At 55.0% G+C, this 23,909-nt stretch carries 20 protein-coding genes and 1 tRNA gene; 10 read left to right on the plus strand and 11 right to left on the minus strand.

Features of this window, described 5'->3' with window-relative positions:
• Nucleotides 1–43 precede the first annotated feature (43 nt).
• The 4 genes from MTX78_RS01090 to MTX78_RS01105 form a co-directional block, all read right to left on the minus strand.
• Nucleotides 44–931: a carbohydrate kinase family protein gene (locus MTX78_RS01090; protein WP_243799119.1), complete on the minus strand. Its 888-nt coding sequence runs from the start codon at nucleotides 929–931 to the stop codon at nucleotides 44–46.
• A gap of 107 nt (nucleotides 932–1,038) precedes the next feature.
• Nucleotides 1,039–2,361 carry a sugar porter family MFS transporter gene (locus MTX78_RS01095; protein WP_243799121.1) on the minus strand — a complete coding sequence of 441 codons (1,323 nt, stop codon included), beginning with the start codon at nucleotides 2,359–2,361 and terminating at the stop codon, nucleotides 1,039–1,041.
• A gap of 198 nt (nucleotides 2,362–2,559) precedes the next feature.
• On the minus strand, nucleotides 2,560–5,163 hold the full coding sequence (locus MTX78_RS01100) for a hybrid sensor histidine kinase/response regulator transcription factor (protein ID WP_243799122.1): 2,604 nt from the start codon (nucleotides 5,161–5,163) through the stop codon (nucleotides 2,560–2,562).
• Nucleotides 5,164–5,604: 441 nt separating this feature from the next.
• Nucleotides 5,605–8,577 carry a right-handed parallel beta-helix repeat-containing protein gene (locus MTX78_RS01105; RefSeq protein WP_243799124.1) on the minus strand — a complete coding sequence of 991 codons (2,973 nt, stop codon included), beginning with the start codon at nucleotides 8,575–8,577 and terminating at the stop codon, nucleotides 5,605–5,607.
• A gap of 482 nt (nucleotides 8,578–9,059) precedes the next feature.
• Here MTX78_RS01105 and MTX78_RS01110 point away from each other — a divergent pair, with 482 nt between their 5' ends.
• Complete coding sequence (locus MTX78_RS01110) at nucleotides 9,060–9,512, plus strand: hypothetical protein (RefSeq protein ID WP_243799125.1); 453 nt, start codon at nucleotides 9,060–9,062, stop codon at nucleotides 9,510–9,512.
• A gap of 245 nt (nucleotides 9,513–9,757) precedes the next feature.
• Here the strand turns inward: MTX78_RS01110 and MTX78_RS01115 are convergent, their stop codons facing one another.
• The 4 genes from MTX78_RS01115 to pheS form a co-directional block, all read right to left on the minus strand.
• The gene (locus MTX78_RS01115) at nucleotides 9,758–10,405 is read right to left on the minus strand and encodes a hypothetical protein (protein ID WP_243799127.1); all 648 of its coding nucleotides are present in this window, start codon (nucleotides 10,403–10,405) and stop codon (nucleotides 9,758–9,760) included.
• 503 nt (nucleotides 10,406–10,908) lie between these two features.
• Nucleotides 10,909–10,985, minus strand: a tRNA-Asn gene (locus MTX78_RS01120).
• Between the two features lie 96 nt (nucleotides 10,986–11,081).
• Nucleotides 11,082–11,558 (minus strand): Rieske (2Fe-2S) protein, encoded by a 477-nt coding sequence (locus tag MTX78_RS01125; protein WP_243799129.1) that lies wholly within the window; start codon nucleotides 11,556–11,558, stop codon nucleotides 11,082–11,084.
• Between the two features lie 41 nt (nucleotides 11,559–11,599).
• Complete coding sequence (gene pheS, locus MTX78_RS01130) at nucleotides 11,600–12,637, minus strand: phenylalanine--tRNA ligase subunit alpha (protein WP_243799131.1); 1,038 nt, start codon at nucleotides 12,635–12,637, stop codon at nucleotides 11,600–11,602.
• A gap of 250 nt (nucleotides 12,638–12,887) precedes the next feature.
• Here pheS and MTX78_RS01135 point away from each other — a divergent pair, with 250 nt between their 5' ends.
• The 3 genes from MTX78_RS01135 to MTX78_RS01145 all read left to right on the plus strand — a co-directional run bounded on the left by MTX78_RS01135 (nucleotide 12,888) and on the right by MTX78_RS01145 (nucleotide 14,731).
• Nucleotides 12,888–13,361, plus strand: coding sequence for a hypothetical protein (locus MTX78_RS01135; RefSeq protein WP_243799132.1), 474 nt, complete (start codon nucleotides 12,888–12,890; stop codon nucleotides 13,359–13,361).
• Nucleotides 13,362–13,427: 66 nt separating this feature from the next.
• Entirely contained in the window at nucleotides 13,428–13,811 is a 384-nt protein-coding gene (locus MTX78_RS01140) for a hypothetical protein (protein ID WP_243799134.1), read from the plus strand.
• Between the two features lie 284 nt (nucleotides 13,812–14,095).
• Entirely contained in the window at nucleotides 14,096–14,731 is a 636-nt protein-coding gene (locus MTX78_RS01145; RefSeq protein WP_243799136.1) for a hypothetical protein, read from the plus strand.
• 90 nt (nucleotides 14,732–14,821) lie between these two features.
• Here MTX78_RS01145 and MTX78_RS01150 read toward each other — a convergent pair whose 3' ends face one another.
• Both MTX78_RS01150 and MTX78_RS01155 read right to left on the minus strand, forming a co-directional pair.
• The gene (locus MTX78_RS01150) at nucleotides 14,822–16,108 is read right to left on the minus strand and encodes a M16 family metallopeptidase (RefSeq protein WP_243799137.1); all 1,287 of its coding nucleotides are present in this window, start codon (nucleotides 16,106–16,108) and stop codon (nucleotides 14,822–14,824) included.
• Nucleotides 16,109–16,233: 125 nt separating this feature from the next.
• Complete coding sequence (locus MTX78_RS01155; protein ID WP_243799139.1) at nucleotides 16,234–17,682, minus strand: hypothetical protein; 1,449 nt, start codon at nucleotides 17,680–17,682, stop codon at nucleotides 16,234–16,236.
• 443 nt (nucleotides 17,683–18,125) lie between these two features.
• Between MTX78_RS01155 and MTX78_RS01160 the strand changes: the two genes are divergently transcribed.
• The 4 genes from MTX78_RS01160 (at nucleotide 18,126) to ytxJ (ending at nucleotide 21,241) form a co-directional block, all read left to right on the plus strand.
• Entirely contained in the window at nucleotides 18,126–20,105 is a 1,980-nt protein-coding gene (locus MTX78_RS01160) for an alpha-ketoacid dehydrogenase subunit alpha/beta (RefSeq protein WP_243799141.1), read from the plus strand.
• A 58-nt stretch (nucleotides 20,106–20,163) separates the two neighbouring features.
• Nucleotides 20,164–20,469: a hypothetical protein gene (locus MTX78_RS01165; protein ID WP_243799143.1), complete on the plus strand. Its 306-nt coding sequence runs from the start codon at nucleotides 20,164–20,166 to the stop codon at nucleotides 20,467–20,469.
• A gap of 107 nt (nucleotides 20,470–20,576) precedes the next feature.
• Nucleotides 20,577–20,888 carry a DUF4932 domain-containing protein gene (locus MTX78_RS01170; RefSeq protein WP_243799158.1) on the plus strand — a complete coding sequence of 104 codons (312 nt, stop codon included), beginning with the start codon at nucleotides 20,577–20,579 and terminating at the stop codon, nucleotides 20,886–20,888.
• An 11-nt stretch (nucleotides 20,889–20,899) separates the two neighbouring features.
• Complete coding sequence (gene ytxJ / locus MTX78_RS01175) at nucleotides 20,900–21,241, plus strand: bacillithiol system redox-active protein YtxJ (RefSeq protein WP_243799160.1); 342 nt, start codon at nucleotides 20,900–20,902, stop codon at nucleotides 21,239–21,241.
• A 115-nt stretch (nucleotides 21,242–21,356) separates the two neighbouring features.
• Here ytxJ and MTX78_RS01180 read toward each other — a convergent pair whose 3' ends face one another.
• Nucleotides 21,357–21,764, minus strand: coding sequence for an OsmC family protein (locus MTX78_RS01180; RefSeq protein WP_243799162.1), 408 nt, complete (start codon nucleotides 21,762–21,764; stop codon nucleotides 21,357–21,359).
• A 120-nt stretch (nucleotides 21,765–21,884) separates the two neighbouring features.
• Between MTX78_RS01180 and MTX78_RS01185 the strand changes: the two genes are divergently transcribed.
• Both MTX78_RS01185 and lipA read left to right on the plus strand, forming a co-directional pair.
• A complete protein-coding gene (locus tag MTX78_RS01185) occupies nucleotides 21,885–22,667 on the plus strand; it encodes a hypothetical protein (RefSeq protein WP_243799164.1) in 783 nt (260 codons plus the stop codon).
• 272 nt (nucleotides 22,668–22,939) lie between these two features.
• Nucleotides 22,940–23,797, plus strand: a complete 858-nt coding sequence (gene lipA / locus MTX78_RS01190) for a lipoyl synthase (protein WP_243799165.1) — start codon at nucleotides 22,940–22,942, stop codon at nucleotides 23,795–23,797.
• Nucleotides 23,798–23,909 lie beyond the last annotated feature (112 nt).

Consider the following 23,909-nt stretch of genomic DNA (forward strand, 5'->3'; position numbering starts at 1 on the left):
TCCGGGCCGCAGGAAATTCGCCCGAAGAGAAAAGCAAGAACTGCTACTCGGAAGCAGCCGAGGTAGCCATGGCCTGTACTTGGGCTTCAGAAATCACCGGGGTAGCTCCTCGGCAAGTGGCTACCAACGACCCCGCGGCGCAGGCGAAGGCCAGGTAGTCAGTTGGATCCTGGTCGGACAGCCAGCCCCGCAGAAGAGCCGCCAGAAAGGCATCGCCGCTGCCAATGGTGTCTTGCACCTGCACCGGAATACCCGGGCTGTAATAGTGCTGCTGTCCCACCCAAAGGGCCGCACCATCGGCTCCTTTCGTAACGCACACTGCTTGCAGTTGAAAGCGTTCGGCCAGCCAGCGCAATGCCGTTTTTTCGTTGCTGCTGACCCCAAACCATCCCATGATTTCGGCCAGCTCGTGGTGGTTCATTTTCACTAAGTCGCTGTGCTGCAACAGGTATGTTACCACTTCACGGGTGTAGTGCGGGGGGCGCATGTTCACATCAAACACCTTGAAGCGGGCGTGTTCCAGCAGCCGATACAGCGTCTCGCGCGAGTGTGACTGGCGGCCAGCCAGGCTGCCAAACACGAAAGCATCTGCTGTTTCAACCAACTCACTCAGTGCCGCATCGTAGCGGATATAGTCCCAGGCCACGGGTTGCACAATTTGGTAGGTTACCTCTTTGCTGTCGCTTACGTTGGCTTTCACTACCCCTGTCAGGTGCGTTTCACCCCGCTGCACGTAGTGGGTGCTAAGGCCCGTAGACTCCACAAAGCTTACCAGTTCCGCCCCCATATCATCGTGCCCTACTCGGCTGATAAGCTCCGCTTGCAAGCCGAAATTGTGCAGGTGCACCGCCACATTGAGGGGCGCTCCGCCAGGCTGCTTGCCAGTTGGTAGCACATCCCACAGCATTTCTCCAAAGCAAGCAATGGCCATAACGTGAGGTGATGAAGGGTGGGAGGGGGAGGGAGGTTGGGCTTTTGTAAGGGCAGCCAGGAAGCAGAAGGATGAAGCGTGCCGTGCGCCGCTTTACCAGTTCGCGGCTAGTGCATAATCAAGCTTTGTTCTACCTGCTCGAGGCTGGTGCCTTTGGTTTCGGGCATAAAGCGCCACACAAAGACCAGTTGCAGCACCATCATGGCGCAGAAAAACGCGAAGGTGTGCCCGCCGCCAAGCTGCTCAGCGAAATAGGGAAAGGTGAAAGCAATAACCGTGGCCATCACCCAGTGCGTCGACGACCCTAAGGCCTGGCCCTGAGCCCGCACCGCATTCGGGAAAATCTCGGAGATGAACACCCAGATAACAGCCCCCTGCGAGAAAGCAAAAAAGGCAATGTAAACGAACAGCAAAACCGGTACGGTGTACCCCGTAAACTGCTGTGTGTAAAAGGCCCGCGCCACCAAGCCCAGCGTCAGGATAAGCCCCAGCGACCCTACAGCCATGAGGGTGCGCCGTCCAAACCGGTCGATAACGTTGACGCCCAGCAAGGTAAAGGCGAAGTTGACTAGCCCGATGCCCGCCGAAGAAAGCAAGGCGGCTCCTTGCCCCAGTCCCGTCATTTCGAAGATGCGCGGGGCATAGTAGATAATGGCGTTGATGCCCGATACCTGGTTGAAAAAAGCAAAGGCAACCGCCAGTAGTACGGGTGTGCGGTACTGTGGAGCCCACAACGATTCATTTTGCTGCCCTGCCAACGATTGCGAAGTTAGGATAGCCGCTACGTCGGTTTCCACCGTCTCCGGATTGATGATGCGCAGCACGTCGCGGCCTTCCTGTAACTGGCCGTGCAGCAACAGCCACCGGGGGCTTTCGGGTACGCGCATCAGAAACAGCAAGAAGGCTATGGAAGGCACTGCCTGCACCCCCAGCATCAGGCGCCAGGAGCTGTCCCCAGCATTAGCTAGCAGGTAGTTGGAGAGGTAGGCGACCAGAATACCGAAAACGATGTTGAACTGAAACAGCCCCACCAACTTGCCCCGGGAATTGGCTGGTGAAATTTCTGATATGTAGAGCGGCGCCGTTACCGACGAAGCTCCTACCCCCAACCCACCCAGAAAACGGAAGAGCATAAAAGGCACCCAGGCCGGTGCCAGCGCGGCCCCTACCGCCGATACCAGGTACAGTACTGCAATCCAGCGCAGCGTCTGCCGCCGCCCTATCCGGTCGGATGGAATGCCACCGAACATGGCCCCGAACACGGTGCCTATTAGGGCAATAGAAATAGTGAAACCATGCTCGAAGGCACTGAGCTTCCAGAGTTGCTGGATAGCCTTTTCAGCTCCCGAAATTACGGCCGTGTCGAACCCAAAAAGGAAGCCTCCCAGAGCCGTGACGATAGACCAAAAAAGCACTTTGCGCTGAAGCATAGAAAGCGTTGCCGAAACGTTTGCTCAAACCTCAGCTTATTCTCAGGTAGGGGCTTGCTGCTTTCTTTCAAATGCTTAAAGGAATCTTACAATTGTTTTAAAATTTATAAACATTTGCTAGTCAATTGATTGAGCAACAACAAACGTTTGGGGGTGACGCTGCGTTATCAGTAATCTTGCAAGACTTGCAGAATTCTGTCAGTGTTGGGTCGGAGTATGCAAGGCTTTATACTCGGAGGGAGACACTTGGTACTTGCTCTTGAAGAGGGTCGCGAAATAGGAAGGAGAAGAGAAGCCTGTTTGGTAGGCAACCTGCGCAATAGCACTGCCTTCTTGCAGCAGCAAAAGCCGAGCTTTGGTTAGCCGCAGGCTCTGGATGTAGTCGGTAACGCCGGTGCCGAGCAGGGCCTTTACTTTCCGGTACAGCTGCATCTGCGACACCCCCAAGCTGCGGGCAATATCATCGACGCTCAGGGAAGGCCGGTCGAGGTTGGCCTCGATGATGGCGGTGAGGTCGGCCAGGAATTTTTGATCTACGCGCTGCGGTGCGACGGTGGCAGTATCCACGCTCAGCTCCCGGCGGAAGTGCTCGCGCTGCTGGTCGCGGTTGCGCAAGAGGGTCCGTAAGCTCTCTAATAGAAAGGCAGGGTTGAACGGCTTAGTGAGGTAGAGGTCGGCGCCAGCCTGAACGCCTTCAAGTTGCTGCTCAGGCGTGTCGCGGGCCGAGAGCAGCACCAGCGGAACGTGGCTGGTACGCCAGTCGCCTTTCAGGGCTGCCGCTACCTCTAGGCCGGTAAGCTCGGGGAGGTTTACGTCGCAGACAATTACATCAGGAATGGTTTCGCTGGCTAGGCGCAAACCGGTAGCTCCGTCCGTAGCGGTACTTACCTGAAAGTGCGGTTGTAGTTTCTGTATCAGGAAGTTGCGAACTTCCTCGTGGTCTTCAATCACCAGCACCGTAATGTCGGTGCGGGCCGGTGCAACTTCTTCGGCTAGCTCCGCAGGCTCATCGTCGGCTAGGCTGGCGGCCGAAATAGTGTAGGAGTGGTGTGGAACGGCGTCGAGGAAAGTGGCCGGTTTGGTTAGAGGTAAGGTCACGTCGAAGGTGCTGCCATGGCCAGGCTGGCTTCGGAACGACAGGGTTCCCTCGTGCAGCCGGGTCAGGCCGTCGGCCAGTGCCAGGCCCAGGCCCGAGCCATCAGGCGACGGTTGGCTGCCCTGATAGAACCAACCTAAAATGAGTGGTTGGTCGGCTTCGGCAATGCCGCGGCCGTTGTCTTCTACACTCACCCGAACGGTGTTGGCAGCCACAACGCGCTGAATGCTTACTGTTATCCGTCCGCCATCGGGCGTGTATTTAAAGGCGTTGGATAGCAGGTTCGAAAAGACCTTGTCTAGAATGTCGCCGTCAAACCACAGGTTTATAACAGGTTCGGCTGGCAAAAACCGGAAGGTGATGTTGCGCCGATGCGCATTTTTCTCGAACACATCCATGATTTCGCGCACGAAGGCCACGAGGTTGCCCTGGGTGGCCCGCACCGCCATCTTGCCCACGTCTATTTTGCGAAAGTCTAAAAGCTGATTGACCAGCTGCAATAAGCGCTGGGTGTTGCGGCGCACCAGCTTCAAGTCGTGGCGCTGGGCCACAGTCAGTTCCGACGGGCTAGTGAGCAAGTCCTCCACCGGGCCCAAGATCAGGGTTAGTGGGGTGCGTAGCTCGTGCGAGAAGTTGGTGAAGAAGCGCAGTTTGGCTTCGGCCGAACGCCGAACGTCTTCGGCCAGCTGTTCGATTTGGTTGCGCTGCGCTAGTATCTCGGCATTCTGTCCTTCCAACGTGCGTTGGGTGCGCCAGTTGAGGCGCAAAGAACGCCATGCCAATGCCCCCAGCAATATGGCGCCCAATAAGCTGGCTATCAGCAGATACACAGTGGTTTCCTGGGTGGCGTACCGTCGTAGTTGTGCTTTCAGTCGCAATTGCTGCAACTGAATATCTTGCCGTTGGCTGGCCAACTGTTCGGTTTGGGTGCGCATGGTCGCCACGTTTGTGGAATCGATTACCATGGTACCTAAAACGTTTTCCTTCAAGTACGGCTCGTGCCGCAGAATCCGCATAGCCGTCCGAATAGCTTCTTCGCCTCCGGTAGGATACAGCAGCGTTGCATCCAGCGCACCATTCTCAACCAACTGCAACCCGTTGCCCGGCCCCGATAACCCGTCCACCCCAACAATGCGAATCCGTTGGGTCAAACCCATCTGCCGCGCTACCTGGTAGGCGGCCTGCGCCATAGGGTCGTTGTGAGCGAATATCAGGTTGACTTCAGGATGGGCCCGCAGCACGGCTGGCAGTTGCTTGAGCACGGAGGTCGGCTGCCAGTTGCCTTGCACCTGTGCTACCAGCTTGATGTCGGGGTAGTTGCTTAGCGCTTGCCGGAAACCCAAGTCACGGTCTGTGGCCGGCGACGAGCCAGGTCTGCCCGTAATTTCCAGCACCAGCCCCCGCTGGCGCAGCAACTGCGCGGCATGATGCCCAGCCGTCCGACCAACTTCCTGATTGTTGCCCCCCACGTAGGCTGTGTACAGCTTGGATGTGGTGCGCCGATCCAGGATAACCACCGGAATGCCTTGGTTGTAAGCTGCTTCTGCCAACGCAGTCAGAGGCCCCGACTGATTAGGTGAGATAATCAACAGGTCTACCCGCTGCCGGATAAGCTCCTTCACCTGCTGCTGTTGTAACTCGCTGTTGTTTTGCGCATCCAGTATTTGAAGCTGGACATTTGGATAGAAACTCAGTTCCTTCTCCATGCCGGCTTGCATAGCCCGGCGCCAGGCATCATTGCTAGTGCATTGCGAGAACCCTATCCGGTATATACGCTCGCGCGGTATGGGCGCGCAACTGGTTGTTCCTAGCAGCAGGAAGCAAGCAAGCAACCGGTACCACGAAACATTCAAAAGAGGAGTGCTCAATGGGTGGGAATTTTGGTAGAAGAGCAAGGGCACGTACCGCAACAGTGGTAAGGTAAGTATATTCCTTATGCCGCAGGATACACAAGGCAGAGGGAACGTGCGGTAGGAGGGACCTAACGGTTGATGATAGTAGTTTCTGCTACCTTGCTAGTTGGGTGTACCTAGGGTGGAGTTCAAAGGGCTTTTTAGTTTCTACCACCAAGCAAACGGCCCCCATCCAGCAACCTGTTGCTAGATGGGGGCCTGCATTTATCTGCCGACAAGCGGCAAGCGGCGCGGCTATTGAATCACCAATCGTTGTGGTTTACCGGAAAATCCAGCACTCTGCACGTGTAGCAAGTAAACGCCTCCCGACAGCGAAGCGGGCAGTTCAAGCTTCCGCTCAGTTCCACCAAGCAGGCCGGTACGGAACACCGAGCGGCCGCTAAGGTCGGTAAGGAGCACATCAACTGAGTTGCTGGCCGAAGCGGGCAGGCGTAGCACTACCTGGTGGCTGGCAGGGTTAGGAAACACAGAGAACTGCTCTGCCGCCTCAGTGAGGGTAGCCAACGGACCGCCGGTCAGTAGTACAGACGCTACCGCAGAGTAGCGAGCCACCCCAGCCGCGTTGGTTTGACGCAACCGATAGAATGCTTGGGTCAGGCCTTGTACGCTCAGGTCCTGGAATGTGTAGATGCGAGATTGGGACGTGAGGCCCTGGCTGGCAACAAAGCCCACCTGCTGCCAAGCGGTACCTACGCTTGAACGCTCGACGGCATATCCGTAGGTGTTGGTTTCACCCGCCAAGGTCCATTCTAGGTCCACAGCTCCGGGGCGGGGCTGCTCGGCGGTGAATTCCACCAGCTCCGTCGAAAGCGGATTGACAGCCGCCGAGAGGGAGCCTATCGTAAAAATTGTACGGCCACTAACCGTCTGTCCCGATACCACGGAGCCCACATTTAGGCTGCCGCCCAAGCCTCCGTTGCCCGTTGTTTCCCACTCCGTACCGGTGAAGGTGGCTACCTGCAAATCCGAGGAAAAGTCATCGATACCGCTGCGGAGTGCGTTTTCCCAGTGCAAACGTACGCTCACAGCGTCGGTAGTGCCAGCGCCGTCGAGGGTCCAGTGCTCTACTTGGCTTACTTCACTTAGCGGCGCCGCGGCCGTACGGGTGGAGTAAGCGGCAGGCGCGTATTCGGCCGTGAAAGCCGCAGTTGCACTAGCAGGGGCCGATATGCCGAGGCGAGCCCACTCTCCGTTCTTGCCCAGCGGGAACACAAACGGCTGCTGCCCCACTTTGCGCAGCGGCCCGTCTACGTAAGAACGGCTGCTGCCAGCCGAGGCAGTAGCTTGGTCAGTGAGGGTAAGCATGTTGGCTGCCGTCGTGCGGAGGAGGCCATCCGTAAGGGTAAGGCTACCAGACAAGGTAAGAGACGAACCTAATGCCAGCACTTTGCTAGCGCCATTCAGGGTAAGGTCGCGGAGAGTAGTAGGGCCATCAGTGCTGAGCGTCAGGTTTTTGGTTACACTCATGCTCTCGTCGTACACCGCCGCGGCTAGGTTCAAGGTGCCATTTTCTGCTACCAGCGCCAAGCCCTCGGCCAGCGAGGTTTCAGCAGCTGATTGCGGACTATAGAGGTCTACGCTCAAGTAGTTGAGGCTAGGCTGGAAGCCAGCCGCTGGGGCCGCATCGGTTCTGGTGCCAAGAAAAGGCGAATAGTCGATGAGGCCCGTAGAAGCAAAAGCAGAGCGCTCGGCGAAGCTTGTGGCAGGCCCACCTAGCGTCAAAACAAAGCCGCCCGTACCTGTTGTGCCACGCACTGCCGTTGCCGCGCTAGCCCCGAGCCAGTTCAGCGAGGCATTCACAGGGTTGGCTAGGTTCACGGTCCGAAGAGCCGTGGCGCAGCTGTCGAGGCGGTTGCCGCAGATACTGTCGCCGGAAGACACAACGAAGCCGTTGCGGCTGATGTCGAAGAAAGGGGTATAGCCGGTGCTAGCGGCTGGGCGGTCCTGCACTTGCACGGCCAGTTGGCACTGCGCCACCACGTTGCCGAAGACCTTGTTCTGGGCCCCCTCCAACACCAAGCCAAAGCCGTTGATGTTGAAAGATGAACTGGTAGCATCCGCTAGATAGCCTCTTATGGTATTGCCCGCTACGTAGGCACCACCAGTGGTCAAGTCGCCATTGATACCTCCACCAACTGCAATAACATCCCGGTCCCGGTCAATAAAAGCGAGGCCAGCATTGTCTTCACTCAGGGTGGTTGGGGCCCCAATAGTGCGGGTAATAAAATTGTTGCGTACCACAAAGCTACCCGCGCCACCACGCTGCCCCGTACCCGTGCACGATTTCAGCTCCATGCCATTGGATGCGTTGTTCCGAATGGCGTTGCCTTCAATCAAAGCAGCAATACCCGTGAAGCTGCCATTGCTGTTGCGCGCGCCAGCAGCACCCAGCACAACCAATGCTCCCCCGCCGTTTTGCGTGAACTGGTTGTTGCGCACAATCAAGCCACTCACGCTGCCATCGTTGATATCTATGCCGCCGCGGCGGTTCATCTCAAATACGCCGTCTTCTATCAGGATATCTGCCTTATGCCCATTCACCATAAACAGGCCCCGCCCTGCGCCATTGGTCGTGGAGTTGATGCCTTCAGCCGTGTAGGCAGCTCGTACCCGGCGAAGGGTCAGGTGCTGGACACCCCCCAGGCTGCGCCAGAGGATACCCTGCCGCCGGTTGTGCATGGCTTCTACGTCCTCTAGTAGTAGGTTGGCCTGGTTGCTGCTGCCTTCGGCTTGAATGCCAAAGTCGTACTTCTGGACGGTTAGGTCGGCTATGGTGAGGGGTGCGTTGCTAGTACCGCCGCTCACGGTTATCAGTAGGCCCGCCTCGCTGGTTTGGGTAGGAGCTGGCAGCAGGCCGCCATCAAAGATGGTGGCACTGGCAGGCTGCGCTGTAGCTGTTCCGGCCCCTTGCAGGCTCACGGGCTTGTTGAGTACAACCCGCTCAGAGTACGTACCAGCGTCAATGAAAATGGTTTGAGTGGCGAGGTCGGCAGCTGCCAACGCCCGAGCCACAGTCGAGAAAGGAGCTGCTGCAGTGCCGTTGCCCGTCACGTCGTCGCCCACTGCAGTCGTAAACACGTCGCCAGTGGTGGCGTTGTCGTTCACGTACAGCGCGGTTGCTGTAGGAGACTGAGCCGCAGCCGTAGCGGCTAGGCCACTCACTATCGGGAAAACAAGCAAGCCGAAAGAAGGTAAAATGTGCTTCATAAAGTAAAAGTCGGTTTTTGTATTTATTTAATAAATAATTATATACTTCAATAATAATTAAGAATAGATATTTGCAATTATTTACCTAATTATTAAGCGTTTGTGATATTATTTTGTAAGAACATGCTGGAGTAAGAACACTAAGCTTTTAATACAAATCTAAGGTAAGCAGTAAAAATTTATCGCGTTAAAGATTTCTTTTCGCATCATCCTCAGGAGGGTAAGACAGAATTACCATGGTTCGTTCTAGAGCAAGCGTTGCCTCTTGGAGCCGCTTAGAGGCGCAGAAGGTGCTCACCTAGGTTAGCCACTCTTGCTTGATCAAGCGGTATAAACTGTAGTAGGCGGAACGAGTAGCCTATTGAAGGGGCAGCACAGACTACCATTCTCTGCAGACAGCTTGGCCATGGCTCAGGTACTTGCTGTTAGGGAATATTGGTGCTTTCCTAGTACCTTGGATAATACACTTCAACCTGCAGAGCATGCATCCTGGTTACAACGAGCCAGTTACTCACAACGACGACAGCGGAATAACTCCGGTTGCCGCCAATACTCTGCCACCTGCTGGAGCAGCCACCCAAAGCAAGCGGGATAGAATGAGCTGCGCAGCTGTTTCGGCAGCTACCAAGCTGTTGCCACTGGTGCAGCTGCTAGATACCATTCAGCCGCACCTTACCAGCGAGTCAGTTTTTCACACGCGGCGCCTGAAAATCAACGCTCAATTCGCAGTGGCATGTGAGCAGCTGAAAATGGAGCGTCCAAAGCGAAAAGTCTTAACTCATGCTTTCCAAATCATGGGCGAGCTAGTACTCGAAGAAACCCGTGATATCAGCAAAGACGAAGTGAAGCAAGCGGCCAAAGAGTTTGTGCTAGCCACCATCAAAAATGCCCCCGCCATTCTAAGCGCGGCCCATCAAGCTCGGTTGCTCTCGTAAATAGTCTAGCAGGCTCGACTATGCATTAAGTGTATTCACCCAAGCGTTCCGAGATGTTGCACGACGAAGCAATAGACAGCGTGTTCTGCTTGCCTCTGCTATCAGGTGCTTCCTAGATACCGCACCTTAAAGCTTAATAGTCTTCTAGCAGGCTGCTACTCTCGACGCGTCCGACGCAAAGTTTTCAGCAATACGCAATCAGTCCTCTAGATCCGTGCTCAGCACTTATAATCAGGAAAGCCCGTTTACAGATAGGCTTGCATCTCTCCAAGATTATACCTGATCCGGTCATCCTTCTGAATCAGATTTTGAAACATACTCACTTGAGTAAGTGCATACGCGTTATCGTACTTAGCTAAAACGGGCAGCAATTGACTGGCCTGATAATATCGCTGGTTCCCTAAAGCCAGTTGCATAGCTCGCTTAATGTCGGGTAGGAGGGAGTCCTCATCCAAACGAATGAGGACTCCCTTCAGTTTGCTTTCGAAATAGCATTCGCCATACAGCTGCAAAGTATCCCTTAGTATGTCAACTATTTCACTTCTGTCATAGTCGGATAAAATAGCTACTCCAAGAGCTTCTGAGATTACGTCGTACAAGTTGTCTTCGCCCCATAAACGATGCGGCTCGAATTCTGCGATTTTGTCTATTCGGCTATCAATTAGGCTCCTAAGGTAATTCACACCTTCCTCGACGCCCCAGGCAGCTAAAACCAACCCACATTGATACGCCAAGTAAAGGTCATCGCTGAATAGCTGTGCCATCAACTCAGGAACGCGGTTGACTGGAACAGGTTCTAATAGCTGAACTTCGTCAAGGCCGACTACCTTACCTGTCTCGTCTGTATAAAGGGCGTTATAAATATCTGGGGGATATTGAGCCGGGCTGGTCATAGGTCACTTCTTTTTGGTCACTTTCACGTATTTCGCCGGTACCTTGCCTTTAACCAAAACCTCCTGGTCCCTGTCAGAGTGGGTGGAAATATCTTCTATTTCTTTTGCTGTCAGCCTCCGCCTCTCCAGCACCTGCTGGGCATTAGCGCCCTACAGTGCCTAGATACCCTGCCTGTTCGGATTGGGCCGCTCCGGCAGCACAATACTTCGGTATCCAACTATAATTCCTGCCTGTGCCAGCGTAGAATCATGCGCACCGAGTAGTATCCACGTTTGTTGCGGACCGTCAGTCTCAGATAAAACTGCACGGCTAATGCTGCGCTCAAAGGCAGGAAGCAGCATCGGTTTGGTCTTTATTCCAGACTTTATCCCGAAACGTATCCCAGTTTGTGTTTCACTTTAACATAAGGTTAACCGCTTTGCCCGAAGTGCCAAAACCAAAATGTGTCCATATAGCCTGAAAACAAAGAATGCCCGCCGGTTAGGGCGGGCATTCTTTGTTTTGGCGCTCCCTCCTGGGCTCGAACCAGGGACCCTCTGATTAACAGTCAGATGCTCTAACCGGCTGAGCTAAGGAAGCGGTTATGGCGACGTTTACTTGTCGTTGCGGGTGCAATATTAGGGCAAAGCAAAAGGTTGTGCAAGCTTTACCCTTGAAAATATTTATAAAAATTGCCTAGTTGGTGATAGTCAGTAAGTTTCCGGATAAGGAAGTGCCGTACTGCCGGAGTGAGCGGCTGGCTGGCCCGCTTTGCGGACGGCCCTGCAAATCAAATTGCGAACCGCAGCAAGCATCTTTTAGGAACAGCCGCGAGGCATCAATACTAACCCGGGCGCACGTATCATTGACCCGGTACGGGCAGTTGCGCTCGAAAGCCACGTAGCTGCTGGCGCTCTGCCGCACCACAATTACGCCTCGAACTCCACCGGCAACATACACCGCGCCTCTATCGGAGCGCAAAGGAGTGTACTGCTGATTTAAGACATTAATGCTTTCGCTGAAGCTCACAAAAGGTATCTGTGGCTCCACATTGTTGGTGTCGGAGCCGCAGGCACCTAGTGTTAGGGCCGCAAGCATTGCAAGGGTTACTGTAGTGCGTCTTGCTCCTCGCTGGTTGTCGAGCCGGGAGAGTTGCTTCGTTACGTCAGCCAAACAAGCCATTGGTAGGGGGCTACTAGTAAATGTGGTACAACCTACTGTACCGATTCGAACTGCCGTAAAAACCGCAGGTCATTCTCTGTGAACAGGCGCAAATCTTTGATTTGGTATTTCAGCATGGTGATGCGCTCAATGCCCATGCCCCAAGCGTAGCCAGAGTAACGCTCTGGGTCGATGCCAGATTGTTCTAGTACGGCCGGATCGACCATGCCGCAGCCCCCAATTTCCACCCATCCCGTCTGCTTGCAGATATTGCACCCCTTGCCTTTGCAGATAAGGCAGGTGATATCAATTTCGGCGCTGGGCTCAGTGAAAGGGAAGAAGGAGGGTCGGAACCGTACTTGCACGTCGGAGCCGAATAGCTCCTGCACGAAGTAGTAAACCGTCTGCTTCAGATCAGCAAAGCTCACGTTCTCATCAACGAACAAGGCTTCAACTTGGTGGAACATCATGTGCGCCCGTGCTGAAATAGCTTCATTGCGATACACGCGGCCAGGCATGATGCTGCGGATAGGAGGCTTTTGGGTTTGCATGACGCGTACCTGCACAGGGCTAGTATGGGTGCGCAGCAACCACTCTTGCTCGCCAGGAGTGCGGTGCACGAAAAACGTGTCCTGCATGTCGCGGGCCGGATGGTTCTCGGGGAAATTAAGAGCCGTGAAGTTGTGCCAGTCGTCCTCGATTTCGGGGCCTTCTGCCACGTTGAAGCCGATGCGTGATAAAACGCGCACGATTTCCTCGCGCACCAAATTCAATGGGTGGCGAGTGCCGAGCTGGTTGGGTACCGCAGGCAGCGTGTAATCGAATGTAGGGTCGGCAGGGGCATTGCTGGCTGCGGCCTCTATCTGCTGCTGGCGCTCCTCGAAACGAGCCAGGGCCAACTGCTTTAGTTGGTTCAACTCCTGCCCAACGGCCCGACGCTGCTCTTGAGGCACTGTTTTGAGCTGATCAAAAAGATCCGCTAGCTGGCCTTTGCGGCCAGTGTAGGCAATGCGGAACTGGTCGAGCAATTCTGGGGTGCTCAAGTCGTAGGCTTCGATTTCGGCGCGTAGCCGCGTGATATTCTCCTGCATAGTAACGCAAAGATAAGTTTACGGCAATTGGTTTTTCGTTTCTGCTTGCAGGCTTTCCAAGTGAAAGTTGCCAGGAAATCAACCAAAAACATAAGTTCATCTCTGAATAATAAAAGTTGGTACGGTTGCTGCAAAAGGCAGTAATACCAGCGGCTAGCAGCCGGGACGCGGGGCGCCACCCGTTCAGCTGCGCCGGAGTGGTTGGGCTCTGTGCCAGTCTTCCTGTTTTATTTTTCTTCTTCCCTTCGTTATGAAAACGCTTCTTTTTGCTGCTTTCCTTGTGGCTGCCTCGGTTGGTACTTCTTTCGCCCAAACTCAAGCCCCCGCCGCTTCCGATGGCTGGGATACGCCGTCTACTGCTCCCGCAGTGGAAGAGCAAGCTCCTCAATACAGCATGGGCTGGAATACGGCTCCCGGTCAAAGCTTGAGTTTACACGGTCGTCCGACCACCGATTACTGGGGCCGGCCACTCAAGAAAAAATCAAAGAACTTGACCACAGCGCCCGCCAAAGAAGTGGCGTACGCCGAAGAAAGCGCCGACCCTATGATGCAGTCGTCGGGCGTGATGGTGGCACCTGGTATGAGTTCTTCTCCGTACCGCGGCGTGAGCACTGATTATTGGGGCCGCCCGATCAAGAAAAAAGCAATTAAAAACTCGTCGGTGGTAGCGCAAACCGCTGAAAAGACTACTCCTGTAACTACGCACACCACTACGGGTTGGTAAGTACAGCCGAGATAGGTAGATTTCTCGTAGATGAGAAATATCCAGTAGTCACTTCATCTGCCTATCATGCGCCTGACCTTACTCTCTCTCGTGTTGCTGGCTTTCGCTAGCCTATTGTTGAACCCTACGGCACAGGCGCAGCAGACCACTCGGTCGTCGGCTAAGGCAAAAGCAGCCAACGGCTATCACCGCACCAGCAATGTGAAAGCGAGGCCACGCGCCGGTGCTTACGCCCGCTACGACCGTTCGGGTCGGCGCAACGAGGATGATTTGAAACTGGCACCGGGCTTGCGCTTGAATATGCCTAGCCCACCTACTACCGACTATATGGGGCGCCCACTGAAGAAGAAAGCACCTAAAGTGGCTGCAACGAGTGCTACTTCTATGTCGTCGGAAGCAATAGCCCCTACAAAGTCAGCTCCCGCTGCTAAAAAAGCGCGCAAAAAATAAAACTTTCTCGGCCGCTTCGGCCACTCAGATAAGTATAGTACAAGCACCAATTCAAGTCGAGAACAGGCTTGAATTGGTGCTTGTATTGTTTTTAAGGTAGGCTACCCTAGCATTTATACTAAAAAAGGCTTGATCCACGTTCCAAAGCTGTGACTTTTGCAGCGGATACTCTTTCAATCAGGAACTTCTGTTTGATCTGTGCGTTTGGAGGAAAGTGCGGAAGTGCTTTCTAAGCTGTATGAAGGTCTGTACCTTGCACGATAATATCCTAAAAGTCTTTTCTGATGAATCGTCTTGTCTTCCCATTCCTGTTGGCTGGTGCTGTCCTTATAGCTGCTCCTACACAAGCCCAAACCAAAACAAGCAAACCTTCGTCGGATGGCTGGGGCTCGTCCGATGGATGGGGCGCCCCAGCGCCTGCCGCTAAGAAGGCAGCTCCCGCCAAGAAAGGTGCGGCTCCTGCCGCCGCCACTGCTCCTGCCCCAGAGCCTGCTCCTCAGGAAACGGCAGCTCCTGCCAGCGAAATGAGTTCAGGTAGAGGCGGGTTTGGTGGTGCTTCTGCCGCACCTGCACCCGAAATGCAGCCCGGTGGTTCGGTGGTGGCCCCTGGTTTTACGGCTGCTCCTTCGCACCGCGTAACTACAGACTACCGCGGCCGGCCTATTGCTCCTTACGTACGTCGGAGCGTGCGCCGTCCTGATCCGGTGGTAGCCCCTGCTCCAGCACCCGAGCCAGAGCCAGCTCCACTAGTGGAAGCGCCAGCTCCAGCACCGGCTCCTACGGCCGCAGCAGCTACGGCTACTAAAGCGTCGGGTGGTGCAACGGCTGCCCCGAAGAAGGCTGCTGCTCCAGCGGCTAAAAAAGCAGCTCCTGCTAAAAAGAAAGACGATGGCTGGGGTTCCGGCGGTAGCGGCTGGTAATCTGAATAGCCCGTATTAGACATAAAAAAGGCCTGGTCAATGGATATTGACCGGGCCTTTTTATGAGCAGTTATTACAAGTTTTGCCGCTTTACTCCGCTGCTGTTGTGGTGGTTTCTGCAAGTTCTGGTAGCAAGGCGTCTGCTTGGGCACGGTAGTAAAGTGTGCTACAGTTGTCGGGACGCAGTACCTCTTTGGCGGCCATTTGGATTTCAGCGGGCGTCACGGCTTGCAGGCGGGCGCCTTCTTCATTCACCAGGTTCGTGTTACCCATCAGCTTGCTGTACGCCAAGTTCATGGCGCGATGGAGCAAATCTATTTCACCAAACACTAGGCTAGCTTCAGCTTGGTTTTTCACCTTCTCCAGTTCCTCGGTTGGTACCAGCTGGTCGCGCAACTCAGTGAGGAGGGCTTCCACCGCTGCGTCGGCTGCTTCTAATGATACGCCGGTGTTCAGCTTGCCGCTTATCACCAGCAAGCCTGGCTCCATGGAGCCGGTAGCAGTGGCTGAAATAGAGTTGAAAAGCGGCTGCTCTTTTACCAACTGCTGGTACAACCGGCTTGACTTGCCACGGCCTAGTAAGTCGCCTAGCAAATCGATACTGTAGTATTCGGGGGCGGTGCGGGCTGGCATGTGGTACACCTTGTACAGGGCGCTCAGCGGGACATCAGCCGTAACTTCCAGAAAGCGGGGCTCGGTTTGGCGCGGCTCCACTGGCAATTGCCGCTCGTAGCGTGGGCCGCCCGGAATTGGACCAAACCACTTCTCTGCCAGTTGTTGCGCTTCTGCCACCGTTACGGCGCCTGCCACCACCAGAATGGCGTTTTGGGGCGCATAGTGTTTCTTGAAGAAAGAGCGAACATCATCCATCACCGCGTTTTCGATGTGGCTGATTTCCTTACCAATAGTGGCCCATTGGTATGGGTGGTGCTGATAGGCCAAGGGCCGCAGCTTTAGCCAAACATCCCCGTATGGCTGGTTGAGGTAGTTCTGCTTGAACTCTTCCACTACCACTTTGCGCTGCACTTCCAGTCCGTTTTCCGAGAAAGCCAAGTTCAGCATACGGTCCGATTCCAGCCAGAACCCAGTCTCGAGGTTGGCCGCTGACACCGTGAGGTAATAGTTGGTGACGTCGGGGGATGTGAAAGCATTGTTTTCGCCGCCTACGCGCTGCAACGGTTCGTCGTAGCTGGGAATGTTGACGGAGCCTGAAAACATAAGGTGTTCGAACAAGTGCGCAAAGCCGGTATGCGAAGCGTCCTCGTCGCGCGAGCCTACATTGTAAAGCACATCAAGCACGGCCATGGGGGTGGTGTGGTCTTCGTGCACGATGCAGCGTAAGCCATTGGCCAGAGTGAATTCTTCGAAATGGATCATGAAAGCGAAGTTGTAAACAAGTAGTCAGCTAACTCTGACCAGGGCAATAGGGTTCTGAATGGCATTCTTTACTTGAACCCGGCCGCCAGAAAGCGCCGATAAATCATCCGAAATACCCACACAATCTACCAGCCTTCGTGGTAGTAGAGCTTTTTGTCTTTGGTAATGCCCCAGTATTGTAGTAGCTGTGCGTTGGTTTCCGAGTATTCGGGGCGGTTGATCTTCCACCACGACATGATGGTGCATTCCGCACTTACGCGCACGATAGGCTCGGTGGCCTGCGCAAGCCGTTCCAATCCTCGCCGCTCACACAGGTTGTTTTCCTTGATAACAAAACTATCGGCGTTGATATAGATAGTGGAAACCAGCACCACTCCGGTGATATACCAGCGCCGTGCCTGCGCGGGCAAATGCTGCAACAGGTAATAAGCCGACAAGCCGTAGAAGAACATCAAACCCATAATCAGCGGCATCACCGAGTCGCGGCGCACAATCAGGGCTCTGTATTCTCGGAAGCCGCCTAGTGGGAGCAGAAGCAGATAAATCAATGAAAACCAGCCAAGCCATTTCAAAATCTGAAGAATCTGGCGGCTGTCGGCAGTGGAGGGAACAAGCCGGCGGATAAGCTGCGCATTGATCAGGGCAACGGCTAATAACACTGGCAAGCCGAGCTTGCGGAGCTGCCAGAAGATACCCGCTGGAATGCGAGTGTACCGGTCCCAGAGCGGCAGCGTGGCGTCCGTGCCTTCCTTTTCATTGAGGCCAATATAGAGCGAGTACAGACACAGTAACGTGAACAACCCTAGTAAAGCCACGGGCAAGGTGGGTATCTGCCGCACCCGCTCCAACCACTGGCCTACCTGTTCCCGAGCCCCCGACTGCCACTGCCGTACAACCCAATGCAAGCAGATGCCGAAAAATAGAACGGCTACTGCGCCCGTGATAATGGCTCCGTTGAACGCCAACACCACCATCAGACCAACCAAAGCAACGCGGCCCGGCCAACTGACACGGAATTTCTGGTTGTGGTAAGCTGCCTGATAAAAAGGCAACAACAACAGCAGCAGCAGCGTCATTGGAAACGCGTAAAAGAACGTGTACGTGATGGAGTGGTCGATAATGCCCATTTGGTCGTTGTAGCCAGCCATCTGAAACAGCGGGACCAACAAGGCCATAACGACCCATATGTTGCGGTTGCTAAGCCGATAGCTACCCGTGATGTATACGCCCAACACGTATAGTAGCAGCGCCTGTACACCAACTGCGAACAGCGCACAAGCCGCATACACACTGCTAATCGGATCGACGATGCGTTGTAGCGCAAACGGCATCGACTTGAAATAGCTTACCATGGCCGCGTGCGCAAAGAAGCGGTTGGGAGCCACGTACACTTCGTCGCGCGTTAGCACAGACCAGCCAAAAGGATCAGTAAGCACCTTCTGACATTCTTGATCTGGCAAAACAATGGAAGTCATGTCGCCTTCCAGAGGAAATTGGTAGGCCTGTGCGAACGTGTAAACCAAGTCTCCTAGCACAAACAAGACAAGGGCAATAAACAGAAAGTGGCGCTTCATTTAAGAGGTGGCAACAGGCCTAAAACAGCGGAAGCACCCACGGGGGGTGCTTCCGTGAAGCAAGGTAGAAAGAAGCGTGCCACGTTTGCAACCACAACTGTTGCTACATGTAATTCCGTTGTCGTCAGCTAGAAAACAAGGCCTTGCAATAGCTGATGCTCATCTGTTAACTGCGCCCCGGTCACGTGGTGCAGGCTAGCCTCCCAGCGTGCTTTATGGTTGAGGTAACGTACTGCTGTTCTTCAGAAGGAGTTGGTGTTTTCAGGGTGCCTATCACGCTGTGGTAACGGAAGATCTGGCCAGATGATGTAACTAGGTGTATCGTTTTGGAAACAAGTAGCCGGTTATCATTGTGGCTTGGCGGAACGAAGCACATGATTTATCCTCCCTACAACCCAATCCGTTACTTTTGGCCCCACCATATAGCCTACCCGCTCCGCCCTATGCATTTCGACCGTAAGGATTATTCCAACGATACGCTGCTGTACCTCTATCAGCACCTACTTAAGCCACGCCTGATCGAAGAGAAAATGTTGATTTTGCTCCGGCAGGGCAAGGTGAGCAAGTGGTTTTCGGGTATCGGCCAAGAAGCCATTTCGGTGGGCAGCACCCTGGCCCTTCAGCCCGACGAATATATTCTGCCGTTGCATCGGAACTTAGGCGTATTTACGGGCCGCAACGTGCCCTTGGACCGACTGTTTGCGCAGTGGCAGGGCAAAACTACAGGTTTCACAAAGGGCCGCGACCGAAGCTTCCACTTCGGCACCAACGAGCACCACATCGTTGGTATGATTTCGCACTTAGGCCCGCAGTTGGCCGTGGCCGACGGCATTGCTTTGGCCGACTTGCTGGACCGCCGCCAGAAAATAACGGTGACGTACAGCGGCGACGGGGGTGCCAGTGAAGGCGACTTCCACGAGGCCCTGAACGTGGCAGCGGTGTGGCAACTACCCGTTATTTTCATCATCGAAAACAACGGCTACGGCCTGAGTACGCCTAGCCGCGAACAGTTTCGCTTCAACTACTTCATCGACAAAGGCCCGGCCTATGGCATGGAGGCGCTGCAAATCGACGGCAATAATGTGTTGGAAGTGTACGACACCGTGAACCGGCTGGCCGAAGACATGCGCCGTAACCCCCGGCCCGTGCTGCTAGAAGCGCTTACGTTTCGGATGCGTGGCCACGAGGAAGCCAGCGGTACCAAGTACGTGCCGCAAGAGTTATTCGAGGAGTGGGGCCAGAAAGACCCGGTTGAGAACTACGAGAAGTGGCTGCTGGCAGAAGGTGTCCTGGACGAAGAAGCTCGGATGCGCTACCGCCAAACCATCAAGCGCGAAATAGAAGAGGGGCTGCGTCTTGCCGATGCTGAGCCTATGCCTACCGCCAATGTGCAGGAAGAGGTAGGGGATATGTACCGGACCTTCCAGGCACCCGACCAACGCCCCGCCCCCGACGCCCCCGCCACCGACAAGCGCTACGTGGATGCCATTTCCGACGGCCTGCGCCAAAGCATGGAAAAGTACCCCGAATTGGTGCTCATGGGCCAAGACATTGCCGATTACGGCGGCGTGTTTAAAATCACCGAAGGCTTTGTAGCACAATTCGGCAAGGCACGGGTGCGCAACACGCCCCTATGCGAATCAGCTATTGTGGGCGCTGGCTTGGGCTTGAGCGTGAAAGGCAAGAAGGCCATGGTGGAAATGCAGTTTGCCGACTTTGTAACCTGTGGCTTCAATCAGATTGTAAACAACCTGGCCAAAAGCCACTACCGTTGGGGGCAGAATGCCGATGTTGTGGTGCGTATGCCTACCGGCGCGGGCACTGCCGCCGGTCCGTTTCATTCGCAAAGCAACGAAGCCTGGTTTACGCACACACCCGGCCTGAAAGTGGTGTACCCCAGCAACCCCCACGATGCGAAGGGCCTGCTGTGCGCGGCTATCGAAGACCCGAACCCGGTTATCTATTTCGAGCACAAACTGCTGTACCGCAGCGTTTCGGCCCCCGTGCCGGATGCCTACTATACCACGCCCATCGGCAAAGCGGCCTTGGTGCGCGAAGGCGAAACGCTTAGCATCATCACATATGGCGCCGGGGTGCACTGGGCACTGGCACTGGCCAACGAACTGAATCTGGATGCCGATATTCTGGACTTGCGCACGTTGTTGCCTTGGGATGAAGATGCTGTACGCCGAACCGTCAGCAAAAATGGCCGGGTGTTGCTCTTGCACGAAGACACGCTAACTGGCGGCATCGGAGGGGAGCTGGGTGCCTGGATTGCTGAACATTGCTTTCAGCACCTTGATGCGCCCATTCAACGGGTAGCTTCCCTGGATACGGCCGTTCCTTTCTCTCCTACTTTGGAAAAGCAGTTCCTGCCACAGCAGCGCTTGCGCGAGGCAATAGAGAAGTTATTGAATTATTAGATAATTTCGGGGAATCAGGACGTTGCCAGTATTAGCGTCCGTGTTAGATGCTACAGTAATGAAGCTAAAGAATCTATTTGTGTGGATGATGAGCGGGCTATTGCTTTTGGCGGCTTGCCAGAGCCACCGCTATGCCTTGCCTAGCCCCAAAGGCCCACCGCAGCCTAAGGTGAAGAAAACTGCCAAAAGCTCGGCCGATCAAAACGCTGACGGCACCGACGTGAGTGCCGAGCCAGTGGAGGTGAAGCCGCAGAAAAACAGTTACGACAAAAATGGCCTACTCAAAAAGCCTAAGTACGAGCGGCGCCGCCTGACCCACAAAGTAGGACAACGTAAGTTTCTGGGGTTTGTGCTGCCATTCTGAGGCAGGGCACGTTAGCGCTTGGTGATGCACTACTAGCTGCAATTGCCGCCTCTCATTTGCCGAACAGTCCGCTGGTTTCCGCTTTTCTCACTTCTTTCTCCCACCGCATGCGAGTCTTTGCCTTATCCGTGGTTTTGCTGTTAGCTGGGGGCAGTGCCTCGGCCCAAACCCACGAGCCCAACCATCGGGCCGCCAACCGCCGTTCCTTGCGCGACGCCCGCCAGTACCCGGCCCCGTATAAAGACTCGCACCTAGCCGTAAACAAAGCTGCGCTGAAGCGTGGCGACGGAGGGCGCCAGGTCCAACCCAACGATGGTCGTCAGAAATATAAGTTCGACAATACGGGGGCCGCACGCGTAAGTGAACCTAGCACCGTCAGTCTACGTCTTCGTAAAAAGAAGAAAGCCGACAACAACTAATCCACCCCCCAATGATACCTTGGCAACCCCTTACCCAAGCCGACCAGCTACAAGACATTGTGCGTGAGTCGCATGAGCATCCCGTGCTTATTTTCAAGCACAGCACCAGCTGCTCTATCAGCGCTGCTGCCAAAGGCAAGTTGGAGCGTCAGTGGGCCGAGTCCGGCCTTGATGCCACCAAGTTCTATTACCTCGACTTGCTTCGCTTTCGCCCTATCTCCGCCGAAATAGCGCAGCAGTTTGGCGTGCAGCACGAGTCACCGCAACTGCTACTCATCCAGGACGGTGAGTGCCGCTATAATGCCTCGCACATGGGTATTCGGCTGAGCGAAGTAAAAAGTGTAGTGGGCTAAGCAATAGCCTCGATTTCCTTTCGTTTTGTGGCACACATAGCCAACCTTAAACCAACTATTCTGTGCGTACAGAGCGTTTGGTTCGAGGTTGGCTAGTGCCTTTAAACTCATTTACTTATCCTGCGTATTCGAACTGAACCTCTTGCCGGATTTCCGGGTTGAGGCTGAGGGCCACCGGGCAAGTCCGGGCAGCATTTTCCAGTATGGTTCGCTCTTTGGCACTGAGCGTAGCAGGCAGGCGAAACTGCACGTCAATCTGCCGGATGCGGCGCGGCTCAGCAGCCATATGCTTGGTAACGTCGTAGGTGACGCCGGTCAGGTCGAGGCTAAGACGTTCGGCTACGATGCCCATAATGGTCATCATGCAGCTTCCTAGGGCAGCGCTCACTAGGTCGGTGGGCGAAAACGCCTCGCCCCGGCCATGATTATCGACGGGTGCGTCGGTAAGAATGGTGTTGCCGGAGGCCGAATGAGTGGCTTCGGTGCGCAGGTGGCCGGCGTAACGAGCAGTGGCAGTGTTCATATTCAAGGAAGTAAGGTAGTAAACAAGATGATGCCCGTAAATTTACGTACTTTCGATAGGGTGGCCACCGCGTCGTCCCACTGTTCTGTTCACCTGCTCACCCTATCCCCTGCGCTTCCCTTGAGACATCTACTTTCTCTGACCGGATTGCTGGTCTGCTTGGCGGGTTCTGCTACCCAGGCACAAAGTCTGCCGGCTTCACCTAACGATGATCCTTCGTACCGAAAGGAGTTCGTGTATGGAGTCAACTTCAACACCCGGGGCGGGCTGATTGGTGGTGCGTCGGTGCGCTCTACGCGCGTACTCAACGAGTCTTGGTCTCGGTTCTGGAGCGTAGAAATGGTGGAAGTGAAGCACCGCAAAGAACGCCGCCTGACCAGCTACAATGGCAGTTCGTTTGTGCCGGACAAGTCCAACTACTTCTTTGTGCTCCGTCCTTCAATAGGGGCTCAACGTGTGATTTTCCGCAAAGCAGCCGAGTCTGGGGTGCAGGTGAATGCGCTGGCGTCGGCAGGTCCGTCCATCGGGCTCCTCATGCCGTATTACATCTACTACGACTATGCGCCCCGCTCACCCGGCCAGCCGCCCGGTAGCGAAGATATCCGCACCGAACAGTATGACCCCGCCATCCATACGCGCGAAGAAAACGTGCGCGACCGGGCGCCGCTTTTCACTGGCGCTGGCGAAGTCAAGCCGCAGATTGGGGCACATATGCGGGCTGCGCTCAGCTTCGAGTACGGCCGCTACCGTGACGCAGTAGCAGGCATTGAAACGGGCGTTTTGCTGGAAGTATATGGCAAGGCCCCTGTGATTCTACGCTCGCTGAACGTTCCTGATAGCCAAATTAACAACCGCTTTTACCCGTCAGTGTACCTCACTATTTATTTGGGGTCGAGAAGCTGATACAGTAGCACAAGAACGCGGACAGAACTTAGCGAGACTTTGTTTGGAGAGTTGGCATTGCCAGCACCGAACAAAGTCTCTTTCATTTGTTGTTGTCTAGCTGTAGCCGCAAGCCTAATGGCTTGATCTGTCGTTGCGCAAGTGTTTCGATGCCCCAGTGCTTCGGTGTATATACTTGCTGTCGGCTACTTCATACTAACTGTCCTACCAGTTACCTTTGCCTCATGGATGATTTGTTGTTGACCTTGCCTATAGTGCAACCCCAGGTGCCTATGCCTGCCAAGCCACGCAAGCCAGATTGGCTCCGCGTGAAGCTGCCAGTGGGTCCTGAATACGCTGCGGTTCGTCGTTTGGTGGACGAGCACAAGCTCCACACGATTTGCGAGAGCGGCAACTGCCCGAATATGGGCGAGTGCTGGGGCGCCGGAACGGCTACCTTCATGATCCTAGGCAACGTGTGTACCCGCTCTTGCTCGTTTTGCGCGGTGGCTACCGGCCGCCCCACGGAGTACGACACCGACGAGCCTCGCCGAGTAGCCGAAGCCATTCAGCTGATGGGCGTTAAGCACGCGGTAATTACCAGCGTCAACCGCGACGAACTGAAGGATCGTGGAGCCAGCATCTGGAACGAAACCGTGGTGCGCATCAAGCAACTTTCCCCCGAAACCACCATCGAAACCTTAATTCCGGATGTGAAAGCCAACTGGGAAGCCTTGGATTTGATGATTGCTGGAGGCCAGGAAGTGGTATCGCACAACGTAGAGACGGTTGGTAGCCTGTACCGCCTCGTGCGTCCGCAAGCCAAGTACGACCGGAGCCTCGAGCAAATCCGCCGTACCAAGAACGCCGGCAAGCGCACGAAGTCAGGCATCATGCTGGGCCTAGGCGAAACCAAAGAAGAGATGTACCGTGCTATGGACGACCTGGTCGCGCATGGCCTTGATATCCTGACGCTTGGTCAGTACTTACAGCCTACCAAGCGCCACTTGGAAGTAGCCGAGTTTATTCACCCCGACCTCTTCGCCCATTATCGGGAGGAAGGCCTTGCCCGTGGCCTCAAATACGTAGAGTCGGGGCCGCTGGTGCGCAGCAGCTACCACGCCGAGCGGCACGTAAATGTGCCGATCTAACGGAACAGGTGCATTGCATGTGAGCTAAAAAATCAAAAGGGCCAGCTAGTAACAGCTGGCCCTTTTGTATGGAAAACAGGCCAGCCACACGCACGGATGAATGTGACCTAGC

It is taken from the genome of Hymenobacter tibetensis, assembly GCF_022827545.1.
GTDB classification, from domain to species: Bacteria; Bacteroidota; Bacteroidia; order Cytophagales; family Hymenobacteraceae; genus Hymenobacter; species Hymenobacter tibetensis.